Raw genomic sequence first — 16,692 nt, forward strand, 5'->3', positions numbered from 1 at the left:
TCGGGCCCGTTGCCCCTCTCGCCAGAAATCAGCTAATGACAAATCATTTATCCGTAGCAAACGTCCACTCCCGCAGCACGCTGCCCGACGAATGGCAACATGAAGTGCAGTCCAGCCTGTCGGTCGGGGAAACCGTGCTGGCGTGGCTGGAAGTCGATCTGGACCGGCGACTGCATTTCCAGCCGGGCATGGTGATCGTGACCGATCGCCGCCTGCTGGCGCGAGCGCCGGACAGCAAGAGCTGGAAGATCTGGGGCTATCGCGAGGGCCTGGCCCTGCGCCTGAGCGACCATGCCGGCGTCGGCGCGATCGAGCTGGTCGACGGTGAGTCCCGCCTGGCCGACTGGCGCTTCACGCTGGGACTGAACCCGGCCGCGCTGCGGCTGGTCGACCAGTTCACGCTGCACCGCGACCGTTATCTGGCCGGCCTGCCGGCTGCCGAACTCGCAGTCAGCGCCGTCTGCCCGAACTGCAATGCGACACTGGCGTCGGCGGATGCCGACTGCCCGCACTGCAGCGGCGAGACCGGCACGCCACCGACCACCTGGACGCTGTTCCGGCTGTGGCGCTTTGCCCGTCCGTACCGCGGCCGGCTGCTGACCGCCTTCGTGCTGACGCTGCTGTCGACGGCGGCGACCCTCGTCGCGCCATACCTGACCATGCCGCTGATGGACAAGGTGCTGATCCCGTACCAGAACGGCACGCCGATCGACACCGGGCTGGTCAAGCTGTACCTGCTCGGCCTGTTCGGCTCGGCGCTGTTCGCCTGGGTACTGGGCTGGGGACGAACCTATATCCTGGCGCTGGTCAGTGAACGCATTGGCGCTGACCTGCGCACCTCGACCTACGAACACCTGCTGAAATTGTCACTGCAGTATTTTGGTGGCAAGCGCACCGGCGACCTGATGGCGCGCATCGGCTCGGAAAGTGACCGCATCTGCATCTTCCTGTCGCTGCACCTGATGGATTTCGCCACCGACGTGCTGATGATCATCATGACGGCGGCGATCCTGTTCTCGATCAATCCGTGGCTGGCACTGGTCACGCTGCTGCCGCTGCCCTTCATCGCCTGGATGATCCATCTGGTCCGCGACCGCCTGCGCCACGGCTTCGAGAAAATCGACCGCATCTGGTCCGAAGTGACCAATGTGCTGGCCGATACCATTCCCGGCATCCGCGTGGTCAAGGCCTTTGCCCAGGAGAAACGGGAAACCGGGCGCTTCCGCGAAGCCAACCGCCACTATCTGACCGTCAACGACCGGGTCAACAAGGTCTGGTCGCTGTTCTCGCCGACCGTGACCCTGCTGACCGAAATCGGCCTGCTGGTGGTGTGGGCATTCGGCATCTGGCTGGTGTCGCATGACCAGATTACCGTCGGTGTGCTGACCGCGTTCCTGACCTATATCAGCCGCTTCTACACCCGGCTGGATTCGATGAGCCGCATCGTGTCGGTGACGCAGAAGGCTGCCGCCGGCGCCAAGCGCATCTTCGACATCCTCGACCATGTATCCAGCGTGCCGGAGGCGAGCCACCCGGTGTCGGTCGGCAATGTCAGCGGCAAGATCGAGCTGCGCGACGTCGGCTTCCGCTACGGCAGCCGCTCGGTGATCCGCAACCTGAACCTGACCATCCAGCCGGGCGAGATGATCGGTCTGGTCGGCCACAGCGGTTCGGGCAAGAGTACGCTGGTCAACCTGATCTGCCGTTTCTATGACGTGGCCGATGGTGCCATTCTGGTCGATGGCGAGGATATCCGCTCGCTGCGCGTGGCCGATTTCCGCCGCAATATCGGTCTGGTGCTGCAGGAGCCGTTCCTGTTCTTCGGCACCATTGCCGACAACATCGCCTATGGCAAGCCGGATGCGACCCGCGAGGAAATCGTCGCCGCCGCCCGTGCCGCCCATGCCCACGAATTCATCCTGCGCCTGCCGCACGGCTACGATTCGCTGGTCGGTGAACGCGGCCAGGCCCTGTCCGGCGGCGAGCGCCAGCGCATCTCGATTGCCCGTGCGCTGCTGATCAACCCGAGCATCCTGATTCTCGACGAGGCGACGGCATCGGTCGACACCGAAACCGAGAAGGAAATCCAGAAGGCGCTCGACAACCTGGTGCGCGGCCGCACCACCATTGCCATTGCCCACCGCCTGTCCACGCTGCGTCGTGCCAGCCGGCTGGTGGTGATGGACAAGGGCGAGATCGTCGAAGTGGGCGGGCACGAGGAACTGATCGCCCGCGAAGGGGCGTACTACCGCCTGTACCAGGCGCAACAGCGCCAGGTGGAAGCCGAGGGCGTGTCGGAAGGCGCGCTGTCGGAAACCGTGGACGATTGAGAAAGACACCGATGACCGAAACCGATTTCAGCCTCGACCGCAACGCCTTCGGCCGCCTGGTGCTGACCACTGCCGACGGCACGGTGCACGAGAATGTCGTCCCGGTGCGCGCGTTCCCGATTGCCGCGCCCGACGACGGCCTGTCACTGCTCAGCCATGACGGCAAGGAACTGGTCTGGATCTCGCGGCCATCCGCGCTGCCGGCCGCCCCGCGCGCGCTGATCGAGGAAGAGCTGGCCGGGCGCGAGTTCATGCCGGAGATCCGGCGTCTGAGCGCGGTGTCCGGTTTTGCCTGCCCGTGCGTGTGGTATGTCGATACCGACCGCGGCGAAACCGCTTTCGTGCTGAAGGGCGAGGAAGACATCCGTCGCCTGGCACCGCCGAATCTGCTGATTACCGACAACAACGGCATCCACTATCTGGTCCGCGACATGAACGCGCTGGACAAGACCAGCCGCAAGCTGCTGGACCGGTTCCTGTAAGGGCCGGCCTTGTGCCAGTCGGCTTGCTGACCAACCCGCGCATAGGTGAAAGGCTTGAGGAATTCGAGCCGCGTGAAGTCCGCAGGATTTTCGTCGGGCACTGCGAAATGCGGCATGAAATCCAGGCACCCATCCCCTACGTTCTGCGGTTGTGGCATACGCGCGAAAACCGGCAGGCGTGCCCGGGACTTGCGCCGATGCTTCAGCCTGCCTTGCCGTATGCCGTGGTTTCCAGCAGAAACGCCTCCACCGCTGCCGCAACCGCCTCGGGCTGGTCCTGCTGGACCATGTGACCGGCGTTGGCGATGCTGGCTTCGCGCAGGTCGGCGAAGCCGTCGCGGCGCTCGCGCATCAGTTCCAGAATATTGAAGGTCAGGCTGTTCGGCTCCGGCGAGTCGCCGGCCAGCCACAGCACCGGGCAGGTGATATGGCGCCAGCAGGCCCTGGCTTCTTCCAGCCGGTACAGCACCGGGTTGACCATCTTGTGCTTCGGGTCGGCGCGATAGCGCAGCTCGCCATTGTCGCCGGTTTCGGTCCAGTGCCCGGCCAGCCAGGCGGCGCGGTCCGGGCGCAGGAAGGGCTGGCGTTTCAGCATCTTGGCCACCAGTGCCTGCAGGTCGCCGATCGGGCCGAAGCGCATGCCCGAGCGTTTTTGCGCCAGCCAGCGCGCATAGCGGGCCGGCGCTTCGTCGGGTGAGGTCGCCGGCAGGCCGAAGCCTTCGATCGAGACCAGCGCCGCCACGCGTTCGGGCCGGATGCCGGCATACAGGCTGGCCACCATGCCGCCCATGCTGTGGCCGACCAGTCGCACTGGAGCCTGCGGGGAGTAGTGTTCGAGGATCGCGTCGAGGTCGGCCAGGTAATCAGCGGCGAAATAGCTGCCGGTATTGTGCTGGGAGGCGCCAAAACCGCGCCAGTCCGGTGCAATGATGTCCCAGTCGTGCGCCAGCGCGTCGACCATGAACTGGAAGGTGGCCGAATGGTCCATCCAGCCATGCAGCAGGAACAGTCGCGGCGCGCCGGGTGTGCCCCAGCGGCGGATGTGATGACGCAGGCCATGGGCGGACAGGAATTCGCTGCGGGACGGGTGTACGGATATCGGCATGGTGGGTGCAGTTTACCGCAGCGCCGCATGGGCGGGCAGGGTGGCAGGAACAGTTGTCAGCGGCGAGGCGACAGGCGCGGGTCCAGCGGCGGGGCCTGCACCGACACGATCCGGCAGGCGCTGGCGGCCGGGTGGGCCGGGTTCAGCAAATAGTTGCTGCCGTCCACCGTCAGTGCGCTCGGTACCTGCAGCAGCGCGGACGGCGCCTGCTCCAGCCAGGCGTCGCCGATCCGGCGGGTCAGCTGCGGCTGTTCGTGCCAGTCGTCGGGCAGGGCACTGATGTCGGCATGCAACAGGGATGCCGGTTCCGGGATGTCGATCTGCAGCAACGGGTAGTGGCGCGGGAAGACGTCCAGTTCCAGATGCACCAGCATCTCCAGCATGGCCGACGCGGAATGGTCGGCCAGGTAGACGACCGGCCGGCCGGGCGAGTGCCAGCACCCCCCGGCGCGCAGCCCGCCCTGACCGCGCAGGTCGGCATGGCGGCTGATCCGCCACAGCCTCATGCGAAGTAGCCTTCGTCGATCTGGATCAGCGCGGTTTCGGCCAGCCGTGCACCCTGCTCGGTGCGGGAGATCTCCAGCGGTGACTGCTCGTCGAAACGTCGCAGCGGCTTGCGCATCCAGTCGGTGGCCAGATGGCGGTCGCCGAATACCTGCTCGGCCAGCGCCAGCAGGCTGGCCACCCGCACCGCACGCTCGGATTCCTCGCGCGTCAGCGACTCGTGCCGGGCCAGCCGGTGGGTCAGCGTACGCGGGTTGATGACGAAATCCAGCTCCTTGCGGGTCAGTCCGGAGCGGACCAGATTGTCGATCACGCCCGGCGACACCCCGGCGCTGACCATGCCGGCCAGCGCCAGATCGGTATCCACCGGCTGGCCCAGCAGGACCGACAGTCGCTCGAAGTGGCCGCCGCAGGCGGTCCGGTCCGGGGTCGGTGCAAAGATGGCCTGGGTCATGTCGTGCCCTCCTGGTGCATTGGCGCCACCGCTGGCCGGAATGGCCAATCGGCAATTTGCCGATTAATTATCGGCAAATTGCCGGCGTGGCGCAATGCGGGCACGCGACCGGCTGCGGCGACTGCCGCTACGCGGGCCGGGACGATGCCGTTCCGGCATGAGAAGAAGGGCGCAAGGCCGCCCGCAGGTCATTGCCGCTCGGGCTCTGGTACACCGACAGGCCGAACTCCGGCAGGATGGCGAGCAGGTGATCGAACACATCGCCCTGGATGCGCTCGTACTGCGCCCAGACCGTGGTTGCGGTAAAGCAGTACACCTCGATCGGGATGCCTTCCGGCTGCGGCTCCTGCAGCCGCACCATGCAGGTCATGTCGTGGTGGATGTCCGGATGGGCGTCGAGATAGGCCTGGGCATAGGCGCGGAAGGTGCCGATATTGGTCAGCCGGCGCAGATTGGCCGGCGGGACCGCATGGCCCAGCGCGCTGTTGCTGCGGGCCAGCTCCTCGCTCTTGCCGTCCAGATATGGCGCCAGCAGGCGGATGTCGCGCAGCCGCGCCAGATCTGTCTCGTCGAGGAAGCGCCCGCCGCCGGCATCAAGCCGCAGCGTGCGCTTGATGCGGCGCCCGCCCGACTGCTGCATGCCGCGCCAGTTGCGGAAGCTCTCCGAGATCAGCCGCCAGGTCGGGATGGTGGTGATGGTCATGTCCCAGTTCTGCACCTTGACCGTATGCAGCGCGATATCGACCACGCTGCCGTCGGCACCGACCTGGGGCATCTCGATCCAGTCACCGACGCTGAGCATGTCGTTGGTGCTCAACTGCACGCTGGCAACCAGTGACAGGATGGTGTCCTTGAACACCAGCAGCAGCACTGCCGACATCGCACCGAGGCCGGACAGCAGGATCAGTGGCGAGCGGTCGATCAGCGTCGACACGATAAAGATCCCGCCCAGTGTGAATACGGCGATCTTGGCCAGTTGCACGAAGCCCTTGATCGAGCGCGTGCGCGCATGCTCGGTACGGGCATAGATCTCCTGCACCCCGTTAAGCAGCGCGCTGACCGCCAGCAGGCAGAACAGGCCGGTGGTTGCCAGTGCCACGTTCAGCAGCACCATTTCCAGCCCGGCCGGCAGTGCCGGCACGAAGCGCAGGCCGAACTGCACCACCAGCGACGGGGTGGCCTGCGCCAGCCGGTGCAGCACGCGCTGTTCGAACAGGATGTCGTCCCATTCCCAGACGCTGCGCCGGGTCATGACATGCACGGCACGAACCAGCACCCGTTCGACCAGGAACTGCGCCACCAGTGCGACCAGCGACAATACCAGCAGCCCGGCCACGCACTGTGCCCATGGCTCGTTCATCCACACTTCCCAATTCATGCTCGTCACTTTCCGTTTCGCCTCCTTGTACAGGGATCGCGCGACGGACCGGCCGGTCCCGCGATCACCGGGCGGGAAACCTTACCATGTGGCGGGCAGTGGGCAAAACCGCGGCAGATTCAGGCGTCCGGGTCCCATTGCGGCGCAAAATCGGGGTTGACCAGTCGTTCGCCCCGCTCCAGGGCGGCGATGGCGGCGCTGTCCGCCGCCGACAGGCGGACCCGTGCCGCCTGCAGATTGGCCTGCAGATGTTCGCGCCGGGTCGAGGACGGAATCACGGCAAAACCCTGCTGCAGCAACCACGACAGCGCGACCTGCGCCGGGCTGGTGTCGTGCTGCACGGCCAGCCGCTGCAGCACCGGGTCGTGCATGACCTTGCCGTAAGCCAGCGGCATGTAGGCGGTGACCGGGATGCCGTTCTCGCCGGCAAGGCGCGCCACGCGGCGGTTCTGCAGGAACGGATGCATCTCGATCTGCACACTGGCGATCCGGTCGGCGCCGACGAGGTCGATGGCCTGCTGCAGCTGGGCGAGGGTGAAGTTGGAAACGCCGATATGCCGGGTCAGCCCGCGTGCCTTTGCTTCGGCCAGCGCGGTCAGCGATTCGGCCAGCGGGATCGCGTCGCCGGGCGATGGCCAGTGGATCAGTGTCAGGTCGACCTGGTCCAGCTGCAGCCTGGTCAGCGAGGCTTCCAGACTCGGCGCCAGCGCGACGGCAGACAGGTTTTCGGTCCAGATCTTGGTGGTGACGAACAACGAGCCGCGGTCGAGGCCGCTGTCGGCAATGGCCTGGCCGACTTCGGCCTCATTGCCGTAGATCTGCGCGGTGTCGATATGGCGGTAGCCGAGTTCGAGGCCGGTACGCACCGAGTCGATGACGGTCTGGCCCTGCAGGCGGAAGGTGCCGAGGCCGATGGCGGGCATGTTCATGATGGATCTGCCTTGTCGTTAGGGTGTTGAAGGGAAAATCAGTCGGCGCAGGCGGTGGCCAGCGGCGTCTCGCCGCCTGCCGCCGGGACGGTCCTGCGATCAAGATGGCCGCTGAGTGCGGTCAGCCCGAGCGCGCCGAGCACCACCAGCGCCCCGATCCACGGCGTCTGCATGATGCCGAGATGCGCGACCACCAGCCCGCCGCCCCAGGCGCCGCCGGCGATGCCGAGATTGAAGGCGGCGATATTCAGCCCGGAGGCGACATCCAGCGCACGCGGGGCTTCGCGTTCGGCCTGGCGTACCACGTACAGCTGCAGGCCCGGCACATTGCCGAAGGCGACAGCCCCCCAGGCCAGCACGGTCAGCAGCACCAGCACCTTGCTGCCGGCGGTGAAGGTCAGCGCAAACAGCACCAGCGCCAGGACCAGGAAAATGCGTTTCAGGGCCGGTACCGGGCCGATGCGGTCGGCCAGCCGGCCGCCGTACAGATTGCCGAAGGCCACCGACACACCATAGACCAGCAGCACCAGACTGACGGCATCGGCGCTGAAGCCGGAGACCTCGCGCAGAATCGGTGCCAGGAAGGTGAAGGCCGTGAATGTGCCACCGTACCCGACGGCCGTCATGGCATAGACCAGCAGCAGACGGGGCCTGGCCAGCACCCGGAGCTGTTCGGCCAGCGAGGCCGGGCGGGTGTGACGCAGGCCGGACGGCACGAAGGCCAGGCTGCCGAGGAAGGCGATGGCGCCGAGCGCGGACACCAGCAGGAAGGTGTTGCGCCAGCCGAAGTGCTGACCGATGAACGTGCCGAGCGGCACGCCGGTCACCAGGGCCACGGTCAGGCCGGTAAACAGGATGGCGATGGCGCCAGCGGCCTTTTCCTTCGGCACCAGCCCGGTGGCGAGCGTTGAGCCGATGGAGAAGAACACGCCGTGGGCCAGGCCGGTCAGCACGCGGGCCACGATCAGCGATTCGTAGCCGGGCGCCTGCCAGGCCAGCAGATTGCCGACGGTGAACAGCGCCATCAGTGACAGCAGCAGGGTCTTGCGCGGCCATTTGCCGCTGAGTGCGGTCAGCACGGGGGCACCGACGGCGACACCAAGCGCGTACAGGCTGACCAGCAGGCCGGCGGACGGCAGGTCGACGCCGAGGTCGGTGGCAATGGTGGGAATCAGGCCGACGATAACGAATTCGGTCGTTCCGATGGCAAAGGCGCTGAGGGTCAGCGCCAGCAGGGCGATGGGCATGACGGGACTCCGGGTTGGAATGCCGCGCAGTGTCCCTGATTTACATTTGCAGATTAAGCCCGTTATCCTCGCAAGATAATTGACTGAAAATCAACAATGAACCTGACCCTGGAAGAAGTGCAGGCCTTTGTCGCCGTGGTCGACCACGGCTCGATTACCGCGGCGGCGGCCCAGCTCGGGCTGACCGTGTCCGGCGTCAGTCGTTCGCTGGGACGGCTGGAGGCCAAGCTGGATACCACGTTGCTGCAGCGGACTACGCGCCGGCTGGCGCTGACCGAAGAGGGAGAAGCGTTTCTGCTCCATGCACGCCAGATCCTGGCCGCGGTCGACAATGCCGAAGACCAGATGGCGCTGCGCCGGCAGACGCCGGCCGGCCGCCTGCGGGTCGATGCGGCGTCGCCATTCATGCTGCATGTGCTGGTGCCGCTGGTTGGCGACTTTCGTCGCCTGTATCCGCAGATTGCGCTGGAACTGCACAGCAGCGAGCAGGTCATCGACCTGCTTGAACAGCGCACTGACGTGGCCATCCGCATCGGGCCGCTGCGCGACTCGACCCTGCATGCACGCGCGCTCGGCAGCAGCCGGCTGCGGCTGCTGGCCAGCCCGGCGTATCTTGCCGCACAGGGCTGGCCGGCCACAGTCGCCGACCTTGACCGTCATGCGCTGCTGGGCTTTACCCGGCCGGACTCGCTGAATGACTGGCCAGTGCGTGACGCGGATGGCGGCCTGCTGCATGTCCGGCCGACACTGGCTGCGTCCAGCGGGGAAACCCTGCGCCAGCTGGCGCTGGCCGGCGAGGGTATCGCCTGCCTGTCGGATTTCATGACCGGCAGCGACCGGCAAGCCGGGACGCTGCTGCCGGTACTGGCAGAGATCACACTGGACGTACGCCAGCCGATCCACGCCGTCTATTACCGCAATACCCAGCTGGCGGCACGGATTGCCTGTTTTCTGGACTTTGTCAGCCGCCGTATCGGCGTCGACGGTCAGGGGCTTATCCGGGCAGATGGCGCTCGATAAGCGGGAACAGCTCGCGTTCCTCGAAACGGACGTGGGCTTCCAGCGTTATGGCGAAGTCGGCGATTCGCGCGCTGTCGCCGTCACTGATTGCCGTCAGCTGCGCGCGCAGCTGGCGGTGCTCGGCCAGCGTCCGCTCGCGCAGCGGCCGTTCGTCGTCGGCCAGCAGCAGTGGCAGCCAGTCGCGCTCTTCTTCCTCAAAATGGGCCAGCAGTGCCGGCTGGTCGAGTTGCGCGAACACGCTGACGGCCTGGCCGGCATCGGCGCGTTTCAGGCGCACGGCCAGCGACAGCGCCGGCTGGTGCTCGCGCGACAGCGACTGCAGCAGCGGGTGGCGCTTCATGCCGGCGGGTCCAGCGGGCGCACGACAAAGACCACCGGGTCATCGGCATGTTCCAGCAGCAGGCGGCGGACCCGGTCCTGCCAGCTGCGGCGGAAGGCGGCCAGTTCGGCCGGCGAGGCCGTGGGCGACAGGGCGCGCTGCATCAGCGTACTGCCGTCCGGTGCGGCCGGCACCCGGTCGAGCCGGGCGCTGACGCCGACCGCGGCACCGGTATCGGTGCGACGCAGTTGCAGGGTGTCCGCCGCCCCGGTGCCGAAGTGCAGCGACTGGCGCCGGTCGAAACGTCCGCCGATGCCCTTGAATCCGCCGTCGCCGGTGGCACCGGTCAGCAGCGTGACCACACTGGCGATCACGCCGCACACGCCGTCGGTCCGTGCTGCCGACAGTTCTGCATGCAGCGCGCCGCGCTCCGGCACGCTGTCCGGGTACAGTGCGGCCAGTGCTGCCCGGGTCATCAGGAAAGCCGACGCCACGGTCGGACACGAATGGCCGGCCAGCCGGACCGCGTCCAGATAGCGATAGGTCAGCAGGCCGTCGTCGGTTGCGCCGAGAAAGTCGGCGAGCGGGTCGCGCATGGTGATGCGCGGTGCCTGGTCATACAGTGTGGTCATGGGCATGGCGTGATCAGGCCGCCTGGACGCGGCTGATGCGCACGCGCCATTCGTCCGGGCCCTGTTCCAGATATTGCCAGTCGAACTGCCCGGCGTACTCGGCCATGAACTGGTAGTGCAGCGGCTTCGGGTCGTGATCATTGCACAGCAGCAGCGACTGGCCGGTTTGCAGGCTGTCGAACGTGCCGAAGATCAGCGGGTGACGGTCGCGCGGCGGGATCTGACGGACATCGATAAGCACTTCACTCATGACGCGGGCTCCTTGTAGGGGATGAACAGGTATGTGGAATGAAGCTTATCTTTTTGTCTGCATCAAAAGCAATATAAAAATTACATCTTTATCGGCGGGAAGACCCGAACGGACTGATTCCGTTCGGATTTCTGCCGTCGCTCAGTCGGTCTTGTCCCGCCCATCCTCGAACAGGGCGGCGCGCATCAGCAGCATGGCCGTGACCGGCGAGGTCATCAGCAGGAACACGCTGATCAGGACTTCCTGTACCACCATGCGCTGGCCGAGCACCGAAAACGCCAGGATCGACGCCAGCAGCACGCAGGCCGCGCCCAGCGTATTGCCGAGCGCCGGGCCGTGCATGCGTGCGTAGAAGTGCGGCAGACGCAACAGGCCGATCGCGCCGATCAGGGTCAGCACACCGCCGGCGCACAGCAACAGCACGACCGGGATGGCGGCCCACAGCGGAAGCTGGTTCATGGCTCGATCACCTCGCCGCGCAGCAGGAACTTGGCCATGGCGCAGGTGCCGACAAAGCCGAACAGGGCGATCAGCAGCGCGATGTCGAAATACACCGCCGCGCCGGAACGCACGCCGAGCGTCAGCACGGTCAGCATCCCGCTGATATACAGCGCGTCGAGCGCCAGGATGCGGTTCTTGGCGCCGGGGCCCTTCAGCATGCGCCAGGCGGCGCAGCACATGGCCAGTACGAAGCAGAGCAGGGCGAAGTTCACCGCCAGGGTCAGCAGCATATTCATTCGAAAATCTCCATCAGCGGTCGCTCGTAGCGCTGTTTGATGGTCCTGATCCAGTGTGCCTCGTCGTGCAGTTCGAGCACGTGCAGTGTCAGCGTGTGGCTGTCGGGGTCGAGGCCGGACCAGACCGTGCCGGGGGTGGCGGTGACGATGATCGACAGCACGGCCAGGCCGTGCGGATCGCGCAGGTCGAGCGGGATGCGCATGAAGCCCGAGTGCGCGCGCCGCTCGGGCGGGCCGAGGATGATGCCGGTCACGGCCAGATTGGAGCGGGCGATGTCGACCAGCACATGGCCGAGCAGCGACAGTGCGACCACCGGCCGCCGCAGCCGCGCCCGCAGCGGCCGCATGGCCGCGACCAGCAGCGACAGTGTCGTCGCCAGCAGCGCACCCAGCACGATCTGGCCGGGCGACAGGCTGTCGTTCAGGATCAGCCACAGCAGCAGCAGCGCTGCCGCCAGCGGCAGCCAGGCGAGTTTGCGGGCCATCAGCGTGCTCCGTTCTGCGGTGTCAGCACCGCGTCGATATAGCGTTGCGGGTTCTGCAGCGCGCTGGCAGTGTCGACCAGATAGCCCATCACCGGCCCGGCGGCAATGGCCATTACCACGCACAGGCCGATCAGTCCGGCCACCGGCCCGGCTTCGATCACCCGCAGGCGCGGCACGGTGCGGGCCGAACTCCAGAAAATGCGCATGCCCATCCGGCACAGCGCAATTACCCCGGCCAGCCCGGACAGCAGCACGGCGACGGTCAATGCCCAGGCGCTGAGCGGGGTCGTGCCGTCAGCGGCGCCGGCCAGCGCGGCCGACAGCAGCGAGAACTTGGCGACAAAGCCGGACAGGGGCGGCAGGCCGGCGACCAGCAGCGTGCAGATCACGAAAGCCAGGCCGAGAAAGGCCATGGCCGCCGGGATGGCGACGCCGACCACATCGTCGGAATGGCGCTTGTCCTCCGGGTCTTCCAGTCCGAAGGCTTCCATGGCCACGGCCAGCAGGTCGGCGCCGAAGGCGCGGCTGCGTTCGGCCATCTCGACCAGCAGGAAAAAGGCGCCGGTCGCCAGTACCGAACTCAGCAGATAAAACAGCATTGGCGCAATGGTGCCGGGCGTACCGATGCCGATCGCCGCCATCAGCGTGCCGGACGAGACGATGACGCAGAAACCGATCAGCCGTTCCATCTGCTGCGCGCCCAGCACGCCGACCGTGCCGTACAGCAGCGTCAGCAGGCCGATGCCGAACAGCCAGTCGCCGGTATACGGAAACAGGCCGCCATCGGCGCCCAGCAGGCTGCCGAGCCGCAGCAGCGCATAGATGCCGACCTTGGTCATGATAGAGAACATTGCCGCGACCGGCGCGCACGACGCCCCGTAGGCACCCGGCAGCCAGAAATTCAGCGGCCAGGCGGCGGCCTTGACCAGGAACACCACGCCGAGCACGGCCGCGCCAGCCTCGAACAGCAGCCGTTCGTCGCCGGCCAGCTGCGGTGCCTTTACCGCCAGATCGGCCAGGTTCAGCGTGCTGGTCACGCCGTAGATCAGTGCGGCGCCGATCAGGAACATCAGTGATGCCACCAGGTTGACCACCACGTAAGGCAGGCCGGCCTTGACCCGCGCCAGCCCGGAACCGTGCAGCGCCAGCCCGTACGAGGCGGCCAGCAGGATTTCAAAGAACACGAACAGGTTGAACAGGTCGCCGGTCATGAATGCGCCGTTCAGCCCCATCAGCAGGAACTGGAACAGCGGGTGGAAGTGGACGCTGGAGCGGTCCCAGCGTGCCAGCGAGTAGACCAGCGTCGCCAGGGCGAGCACGGCGCTGAGCACCAGCATCAGCGCGGCCAGCCGGTCGACCACCAGCACGATGCCGAACGGCGCGGCCCAGTTGCCGACCTGGTAGACCGCGATCGGCGCTGCTGCTGCCGCGCCAGCCAGCAGCGCCGCGGCCACCGCCAGTTGCGCCAGCGTCGATAGCACGGCGATGCTGGCGCGCGTATTGCGGCGCGCGTCGCCGAGCGTCAGCATCAGGGCGCCGGCCAGCAGCGGCAGGATGACCGGCAGCACCGGCAGGTGGGAAGTCCAGTCGCTCACCAGTCGCCCCCGCTTTCCCGCCCGTCGACGTGGTCGGTGCCGGTCAGGCCGCGCGAGGCCAGCAGCACCACCAGAAACAGTGCCGTGGTGGCGAAGCCGATGACGATGGCGGTCAGCACCAGCGCCTGCGGCACCGGGTCGTCATAACGCGACGGATCCATGACCTGGCTCGGGTCGACGATCGGCGCGCGGTCGATGGTCAGCCGGCCCATGCCGAAAATGAACAGGTTGACGGCATAGGACAGCAGCGACAGCCCCATGATCACCTGGAAGGTGCGTGGCCGCAGCAGCAGCCAGACGCCGGCGCCGGCCAGAACGCCGACGGCGAGTGCATAGACGATTTCCATCAGTCGGCCTGCCTTTCCTGTTGTGTGGGCAGCGGTTTGCGATGCTGGGTACGCAGCGACTGGTGGGCCAGCGCCACCAGCACCAGTGTGGTCGCGCCGACCACCAGCATGTAGACGCCGATATCGAACGGCAGCACGCTGGACAGGTGCACCGCGCCGATCAGCGGCAGATACAGATCCCCGGCCAGGCTGGTCAGGAACGGCCGCGCGGCGAACCACGAGCCGATGCCGGCACTGCCGGCGGCCAGCAGGCCGATGGCGATCCAGTACTGCGGGTGCAGCCGCGAGCGCGACTCGACCCAGACAATGCCGCCGAACATGTACTGCAGGATCACCGCCGTCGACAGGATCAGCCCGCCGACAAAGCCGCCACCGGGGGCGTTGTGGCCGCGCAGCAGGAAGTACAGCGACACCAGCGCCGCGACCGGCATGATCAGCCGCACCAGCACCGTCGGCACCATCAGGTAGCCGGCCGGCAGGGCCGCATCCGGATTCGGCGCGGCCATCATCGGCTGGTCGAGCTGCTGCTGTGGCGGCGCCACGCTTTCCGGCGCCGGGCGGAAGCGGCGCAGCAGCGCGTAGACCGTCAGCGCCACGATGCCGAGCACGGTAATCTCGCCCAGGGTATCGAAGCCGCGGAAGTCGACCAGGATCACGTTGACCACATTCAGCCCGCCGCCCTGCGGCAGCGATTCACGGATAAAGAATGGTGCGATACCCTCGATGGCCGTTCGCGACATGACGGCGAAGGTCAGCCCGGCCATGCCGCAGCCGACCAGTGCCGCAATGCCGAAGTCGCGCAACCGGCGGCTGTAGGCGATGACGCTGCCGGCACCAGCCTGGCCCGGCTGCTCGATGCGGCGCGGCAGCCAGCGCAGGCCGAGCAGGATCAGCACCACGGTGACTACTTCGACCGTGATCTGGGTCAGTGCCAGATCCGGTGCGGAGAACCAGGCGAAGGTCAGGCAGGTCGCCAGCCCGGCGCTGCCGGCCAGAATCAGCGCCACCAGCCGGTGGTACTTGGCCTGGTGCGCGGCTCCGACGGCGCAGGCCGCGCCGCTCAGCCACAGCAGCGCAAACACCGGGTCCAGCGGGGCCAGCGGCTTGTCGCCGAAGCGGAAGCCGTGCGGCCACAGCGGAATCAGCGCGGCGGTGAAGGCTGCGCACACCAGCAGCAGCAACTGCACCTGCAGCCGGCGCGAGGACACATAGCGCATCAGGTGGTCGGCCGCCGACATGCTGGTCGCCATCACGAATTCAAACGCGCGCTTGCCGTCAAAGCGGTAGATCAGGATGCCGCCGCTGGCCTGGCGCCACTGCAGCCACAGGTACAGCAGCACACCGCCGACCAGTGCGACCAGGCTCATCAAGAGCGGCAGATTGAAGCCGTGCCAGATCGCCAGGCTGTATGCCGGCTTGTCGACACCGAGAATGGCCTGTGCCGCGTTGTCGAGGAACGGGCCGACCGTCAGACCCGGCAGGATGCCGACCAGCAGGCAGGCCAGTACCAGCAGCGCGCTGGGCACCAGCATCCAGCGCGGCGGTTCATGCGGCGCGCGCGGCAGATCGTGCGGCGCCGGGCCGTAGAACACCTGCAGAATGAAGCGCAGCGAGTAGGCGACGCTGAAAATGCCGGCAATCACCGCTGCCACCGGCAGCCAGCCGCTGTGGGCGGTGAAAACCGTCTCGGCGAAGAACATTTCCTTGGACAGGAAGCCGTTCAGCAGCGGGACACCGGCCATCGAGGCCGCCGCCACCATGGCCAGCGTCGCCGTGATCGGCATCGCCCGGGCCAGGCCGCTGAGCCGGGTCAGATCGCGAGTGCCGGTTTCGTGATCGACAATGCCGGCGGCCATGAACAGCGAGGCCTTGAACGTGGCGTGGTTGACGATATGGAAGACCGCGGCGACCAGCGCCAGCGGGCTGTTCATGCCCAGCAGCAGTGTGATCAGACCGAGATGGCTGATGGTCGAATAGGCGAGCACGCCCTTCATGTCGCGCTGGAACATTGCCGCATAGGCGCCAAGCACCAGCGAACACAGCCCGGCGCCACCGATCAGCCAGAACCATTCCTCGCTGCCGGACAGCACCGGCCAGAAGCGGGCCAGCAGGAACACGCCGGCCTTGACCATGGTTGCCGAGTGCAGATAGGCCGACACCGGCGTCGGCGCCGCCATCGCGTGCGGCAGCCAGAAATGGAACGGGAACTGCGCGCTCTTGGTCAGCGCCCCGAGCGCAGTCAGCGCCAGGATCGCCGGATACCATGCATGGGCGCGTACCCGGTCGCCGGCCACCAGCACCCGGTCGAGATCGTAGCTGCCGACCACCTGGCCGAGCATCAGCACGCCGGCCAGCAGGCACAGTCCGCCGGTGGCGGTGACGATCAGCGCCATGCGCGCACCGCGCCGGGCGTCGATACGGTGGTTCCAGTAGGCGATCAGCATGAACGACGCCAGACTGGTCAGCTCCCAGAACATCACCAGCTGGATCAGGTTGCCGGACAGCACCACGCCGAGCATCGACCCCATGAAGGCGAGAAAGAACGAGAAGAAACGCGGCACCGGATCGTCCGGCGACATGTAATAGCGGGCATACAGCACCACCAGGCCGCCCATGACCGCAACCAGCAGCGCGAACAGCCACGCATACCCGTCGAGACGCAGCGAGAAATCGAGCCCGGCGATCCACGGCAGCGCATGGCGGACCACGCCGCCGTCGGCGACCTGTGACTGCAGGCTGATGACCAGCGCGGCGCAGACCACGGCGACGCCGCCGGCCAGCCAGGCTTCGGCATTGCGCGCATTGGATGGCATGCAGGCAGCCAGCAGGCTGCCGATGAAGGGGAGCAGGACGATCAGGATCAGCGACATGGTGTTCC

Annotated in this window: 18 protein-coding genes; 3 read left to right on the top strand and 15 right to left on the bottom strand. The window is 66.9% G+C overall.

Annotated elements, in window-relative coordinates; genetic code table 11:
• Positions 1–35: 35 nt before the first annotated feature.
• Together ACYVG8_RS08215 and ACYVG8_RS08220 are read left to right on the top strand one after the other, a co-directional pair.
• Positions 36–2,330 carry a cyanophycin metabolism-associated ABC transporter gene (locus ACYVG8_RS08215; RefSeq protein WP_112692403.1) on the top strand — a complete coding sequence of 765 codons (2,295 nt, stop codon included), beginning with the start codon at positions 36–38 and terminating at the stop codon, positions 2,328–2,330.
• A gap of 11 nt (positions 2,331–2,341) precedes the next feature.
• Positions 2,342–2,812 (top strand): cyanophycin metabolism-associated DUF1854 family protein, encoded by a 471-nt coding sequence (locus ACYVG8_RS08220; protein ID WP_028498773.1) that lies wholly within the window; start codon positions 2,342–2,344, stop codon positions 2,810–2,812.
• A 202-nt stretch (positions 2,813–3,014) separates the two neighbouring features.
• On the opposite strand, the gene ACYVG8_RS08225 is transcribed toward ACYVG8_RS08220, so the two are convergent.
• The 6 genes from ACYVG8_RS08225 to ACYVG8_RS08250 all read right to left on the bottom strand — a co-directional run bounded on the left by ACYVG8_RS08225 (position 3,015) and on the right by ACYVG8_RS08250 (position 8,429).
• Positions 3,015–3,917 carry an alpha/beta fold hydrolase gene (locus ACYVG8_RS08225; protein WP_460745373.1) on the bottom strand — a complete coding sequence of 301 codons (903 nt, stop codon included), beginning with the start codon at positions 3,915–3,917 and terminating at the stop codon, positions 3,015–3,017.
• Positions 3,918–3,973: 56 nt separating this feature from the next.
• Positions 3,974–4,423: an RES family NAD+ phosphorylase gene (locus ACYVG8_RS08230; protein WP_460745374.1), complete on the bottom strand. Its 450-nt coding sequence runs from the start codon at positions 4,421–4,423 to the stop codon at positions 3,974–3,976.
• Positions 4,420–4,875, bottom strand: coding sequence for an antitoxin Xre/MbcA/ParS toxin-binding domain-containing protein (locus tag ACYVG8_RS08235; protein WP_051528754.1), 456 nt, complete (start codon positions 4,873–4,875; stop codon positions 4,420–4,422). Before ACYVG8_RS08235 ends, ACYVG8_RS08230 begins: the two co-directional genes overlap by 4 nt.
• A gap of 127 nt (positions 4,876–5,002) precedes the next feature.
• Entirely contained in the window at positions 5,003–6,253 is a 1,251-nt protein-coding gene (locus ACYVG8_RS08240; RefSeq protein ID WP_460745375.1) for a mechanosensitive ion channel family protein, read from the bottom strand.
• A 119-nt stretch (positions 6,254–6,372) separates the two neighbouring features.
• On the bottom strand, positions 6,373–7,182 hold the full coding sequence (dkgB, locus tag ACYVG8_RS08245) for a 2,5-didehydrogluconate reductase DkgB (RefSeq protein WP_028498771.1): 810 nt from the start codon (positions 7,180–7,182) through the stop codon (positions 6,373–6,375).
• Positions 7,183–7,220: 38 nt separating this feature from the next.
• Positions 7,221–8,429, bottom strand: coding sequence for an MFS transporter (locus tag ACYVG8_RS08250; RefSeq protein ID WP_460745376.1), 1,209 nt, complete (start codon positions 8,427–8,429; stop codon positions 7,221–7,223).
• A 96-nt stretch (positions 8,430–8,525) separates the two neighbouring features.
• Between ACYVG8_RS08250 and ACYVG8_RS08255 the strand changes: the two genes are divergently transcribed.
• Positions 8,526–9,449: a LysR family transcriptional regulator gene (locus ACYVG8_RS08255; RefSeq protein ID WP_331637774.1), complete on the top strand. Its 924-nt coding sequence runs from the start codon at positions 8,526–8,528 to the stop codon at positions 9,447–9,449.
• On the opposite strand, the gene ACYVG8_RS08260 is transcribed toward ACYVG8_RS08255, so the two are convergent.
• From ACYVG8_RS08260 to ACYVG8_RS08300, 9 genes are all read right to left on the bottom strand, one after another.
• A complete protein-coding gene (locus ACYVG8_RS08260; protein ID WP_460745377.1) occupies positions 9,424–9,789 on the bottom strand; it encodes a hemerythrin domain-containing protein in 366 nt (121 codons plus the stop codon). The two genes, ACYVG8_RS08255 and ACYVG8_RS08260, sit on opposite strands and share 26 nt — an antisense overlap.
• Entirely contained in the window at positions 9,786–10,406 is a 621-nt protein-coding gene (locus tag ACYVG8_RS08265) for a hypothetical protein (RefSeq protein ID WP_460745378.1), read from the bottom strand. Before ACYVG8_RS08265 ends, ACYVG8_RS08260 begins: the two co-directional genes overlap by 4 nt.
• A 7-nt stretch (positions 10,407–10,413) precedes the next feature.
• On the bottom strand, positions 10,414–10,650 hold the full coding sequence (locus ACYVG8_RS08270; RefSeq protein WP_028498767.1) for a DUF2249 domain-containing protein: 237 nt from the start codon (positions 10,648–10,650) through the stop codon (positions 10,414–10,416).
• A gap of 141 nt (positions 10,651–10,791) precedes the next feature.
• A complete protein-coding gene (gene mnhG / locus ACYVG8_RS08275) occupies positions 10,792–11,109 on the bottom strand; it encodes a monovalent cation/H(+) antiporter subunit G (protein WP_028498766.1) in 318 nt (105 codons plus the stop codon).
• Positions 11,106–11,387, bottom strand: coding sequence for a K+/H+ antiporter subunit F (locus tag ACYVG8_RS08280; RefSeq protein WP_028498765.1), 282 nt, complete (start codon positions 11,385–11,387; stop codon positions 11,106–11,108). Before ACYVG8_RS08280 ends, mnhG begins: the two co-directional genes overlap by 4 nt.
• Entirely contained in the window at positions 11,384–11,872 is a 489-nt protein-coding gene (locus ACYVG8_RS08285) for a Na+/H+ antiporter subunit E (RefSeq protein ID WP_281660578.1), read from the bottom strand. The genes ACYVG8_RS08280 and ACYVG8_RS08285 overlap by 4 nt, the downstream gene beginning before the upstream one ends.
• Positions 11,872–13,467 carry a monovalent cation/H+ antiporter subunit D gene (locus tag ACYVG8_RS08290; protein WP_331637775.1) on the bottom strand — a complete coding sequence of 532 codons (1,596 nt, stop codon included), beginning with the start codon at positions 13,465–13,467 and terminating at the stop codon, positions 11,872–11,874. The genes ACYVG8_RS08285 and ACYVG8_RS08290 overlap by 1 nt, the downstream gene beginning before the upstream one ends.
• Entirely contained in the window at positions 13,464–13,814 is a 351-nt protein-coding gene (locus ACYVG8_RS08295) for a Na+/H+ antiporter subunit C (protein WP_028498762.1), read from the bottom strand. Before ACYVG8_RS08295 ends, ACYVG8_RS08290 begins: the two co-directional genes overlap by 4 nt.
• Entirely contained in the window at positions 13,814–16,684 is a 2,871-nt protein-coding gene (locus ACYVG8_RS08300) for a monovalent cation/H+ antiporter subunit A (protein ID WP_460745379.1), read from the bottom strand. Before ACYVG8_RS08300 ends, ACYVG8_RS08295 begins: the two co-directional genes overlap by 1 nt.
• Between the last annotated feature and the right edge of the window lie 8 nt (positions 16,685–16,692).

The sequence above is a fragment of the Microvirgula curvata genome, assembly GCF_054781615.1.

Coding starts and splice junctions, on each gene's coding strand:
- ACYVG8_RS08260 (WP_460745377.1), bottom strand. CDS start 9,789: ATGAAGCGCCACCCGCTGCTGCAGTCGCTGTCGCGCGAGCACCAGCCG.
- ACYVG8_RS08295 (WP_028498762.1), bottom strand. CDS start 13,814: ATGGAAATCGTCTATGCACTCGCCGTCGGCGTTCTGGCCGGCGCCGGC.
- ACYVG8_RS08255 (WP_331637774.1), top strand. CDS start 8,526: ATGAACCTGACCCTGGAAGAAGTGCAGGCCTTTGTCGCCGTGGTCGAC.
- ACYVG8_RS08280 (WP_028498765.1), bottom strand. CDS start 11,387: ATGAATATGCTGCTGACCCTGGCGGTGAACTTCGCCCTGCTCTGCTTC.
- ACYVG8_RS08220 (WP_028498773.1), top strand. CDS start 2,342: ATGACCGAAACCGATTTCAGCCTCGACCGCAACGCCTTCGGCCGCCTG.
- ACYVG8_RS08250 (WP_460745376.1), bottom strand. CDS start 8,429: ATGCCCATCGCCCTGCTGGCGCTGACCCTCAGCGCCTTTGCCATCGGA.
- dkgB (WP_028498771.1), bottom strand. CDS start 7,182: ATGAACATGCCCGCCATCGGCCTCGGCACCTTCCGCCTGCAGGGCCAG.
- mnhG (WP_028498766.1), bottom strand. CDS start 11,109: ATGAACCAGCTTCCGCTGTGGGCCGCCATCCCGGTCGTGCTGTTGCTG.
- ACYVG8_RS08230 (WP_460745374.1), bottom strand. CDS start 4,423: ATGAGGCTGTGGCGGATCAGCCGCCATGCCGACCTGCGCGGTCAGGGC.
- ACYVG8_RS08240 (WP_460745375.1), bottom strand. CDS start 6,253: ATGAATTGGGAAGTGTGGATGAACGAGCCATGGGCACAGTGCGTGGCC.
- ACYVG8_RS08215 (WP_112692403.1), top strand. CDS start 36: ATGACAAATCATTTATCCGTAGCAAACGTCCACTCCCGCAGCACGCTG.
- ACYVG8_RS08265 (WP_460745378.1), bottom strand. CDS start 10,406: ATGCCCATGACCACACTGTATGACCAGGCACCGCGCATCACCATGCGC.
- ACYVG8_RS08270 (WP_028498767.1), bottom strand. CDS start 10,650: ATGAGTGAAGTGCTTATCGATGTCCGTCAGATCCCGCCGCGCGACCGT.
- ACYVG8_RS08300 (WP_460745379.1), bottom strand. CDS start 16,684: ATGTCGCTGATCCTGATCGTCCTGCTCCCCTTCATCGGCAGCCTGCTG.
- ACYVG8_RS08235 (WP_051528754.1), bottom strand. CDS start 4,875: ATGACCCAGGCCATCTTTGCACCGACCCCGGACCGGACCGCCTGCGGC.
- ACYVG8_RS08285 (WP_281660578.1), bottom strand. CDS start 11,872: ATGGCCCGCAAACTCGCCTGGCTGCCGCTGGCGGCAGCGCTGCTGCTG.
- ACYVG8_RS08225 (WP_460745373.1), bottom strand. CDS start 3,917: ATGCCGATATCCGTACACCCGTCCCGCAGCGAATTCCTGTCCGCCCAT.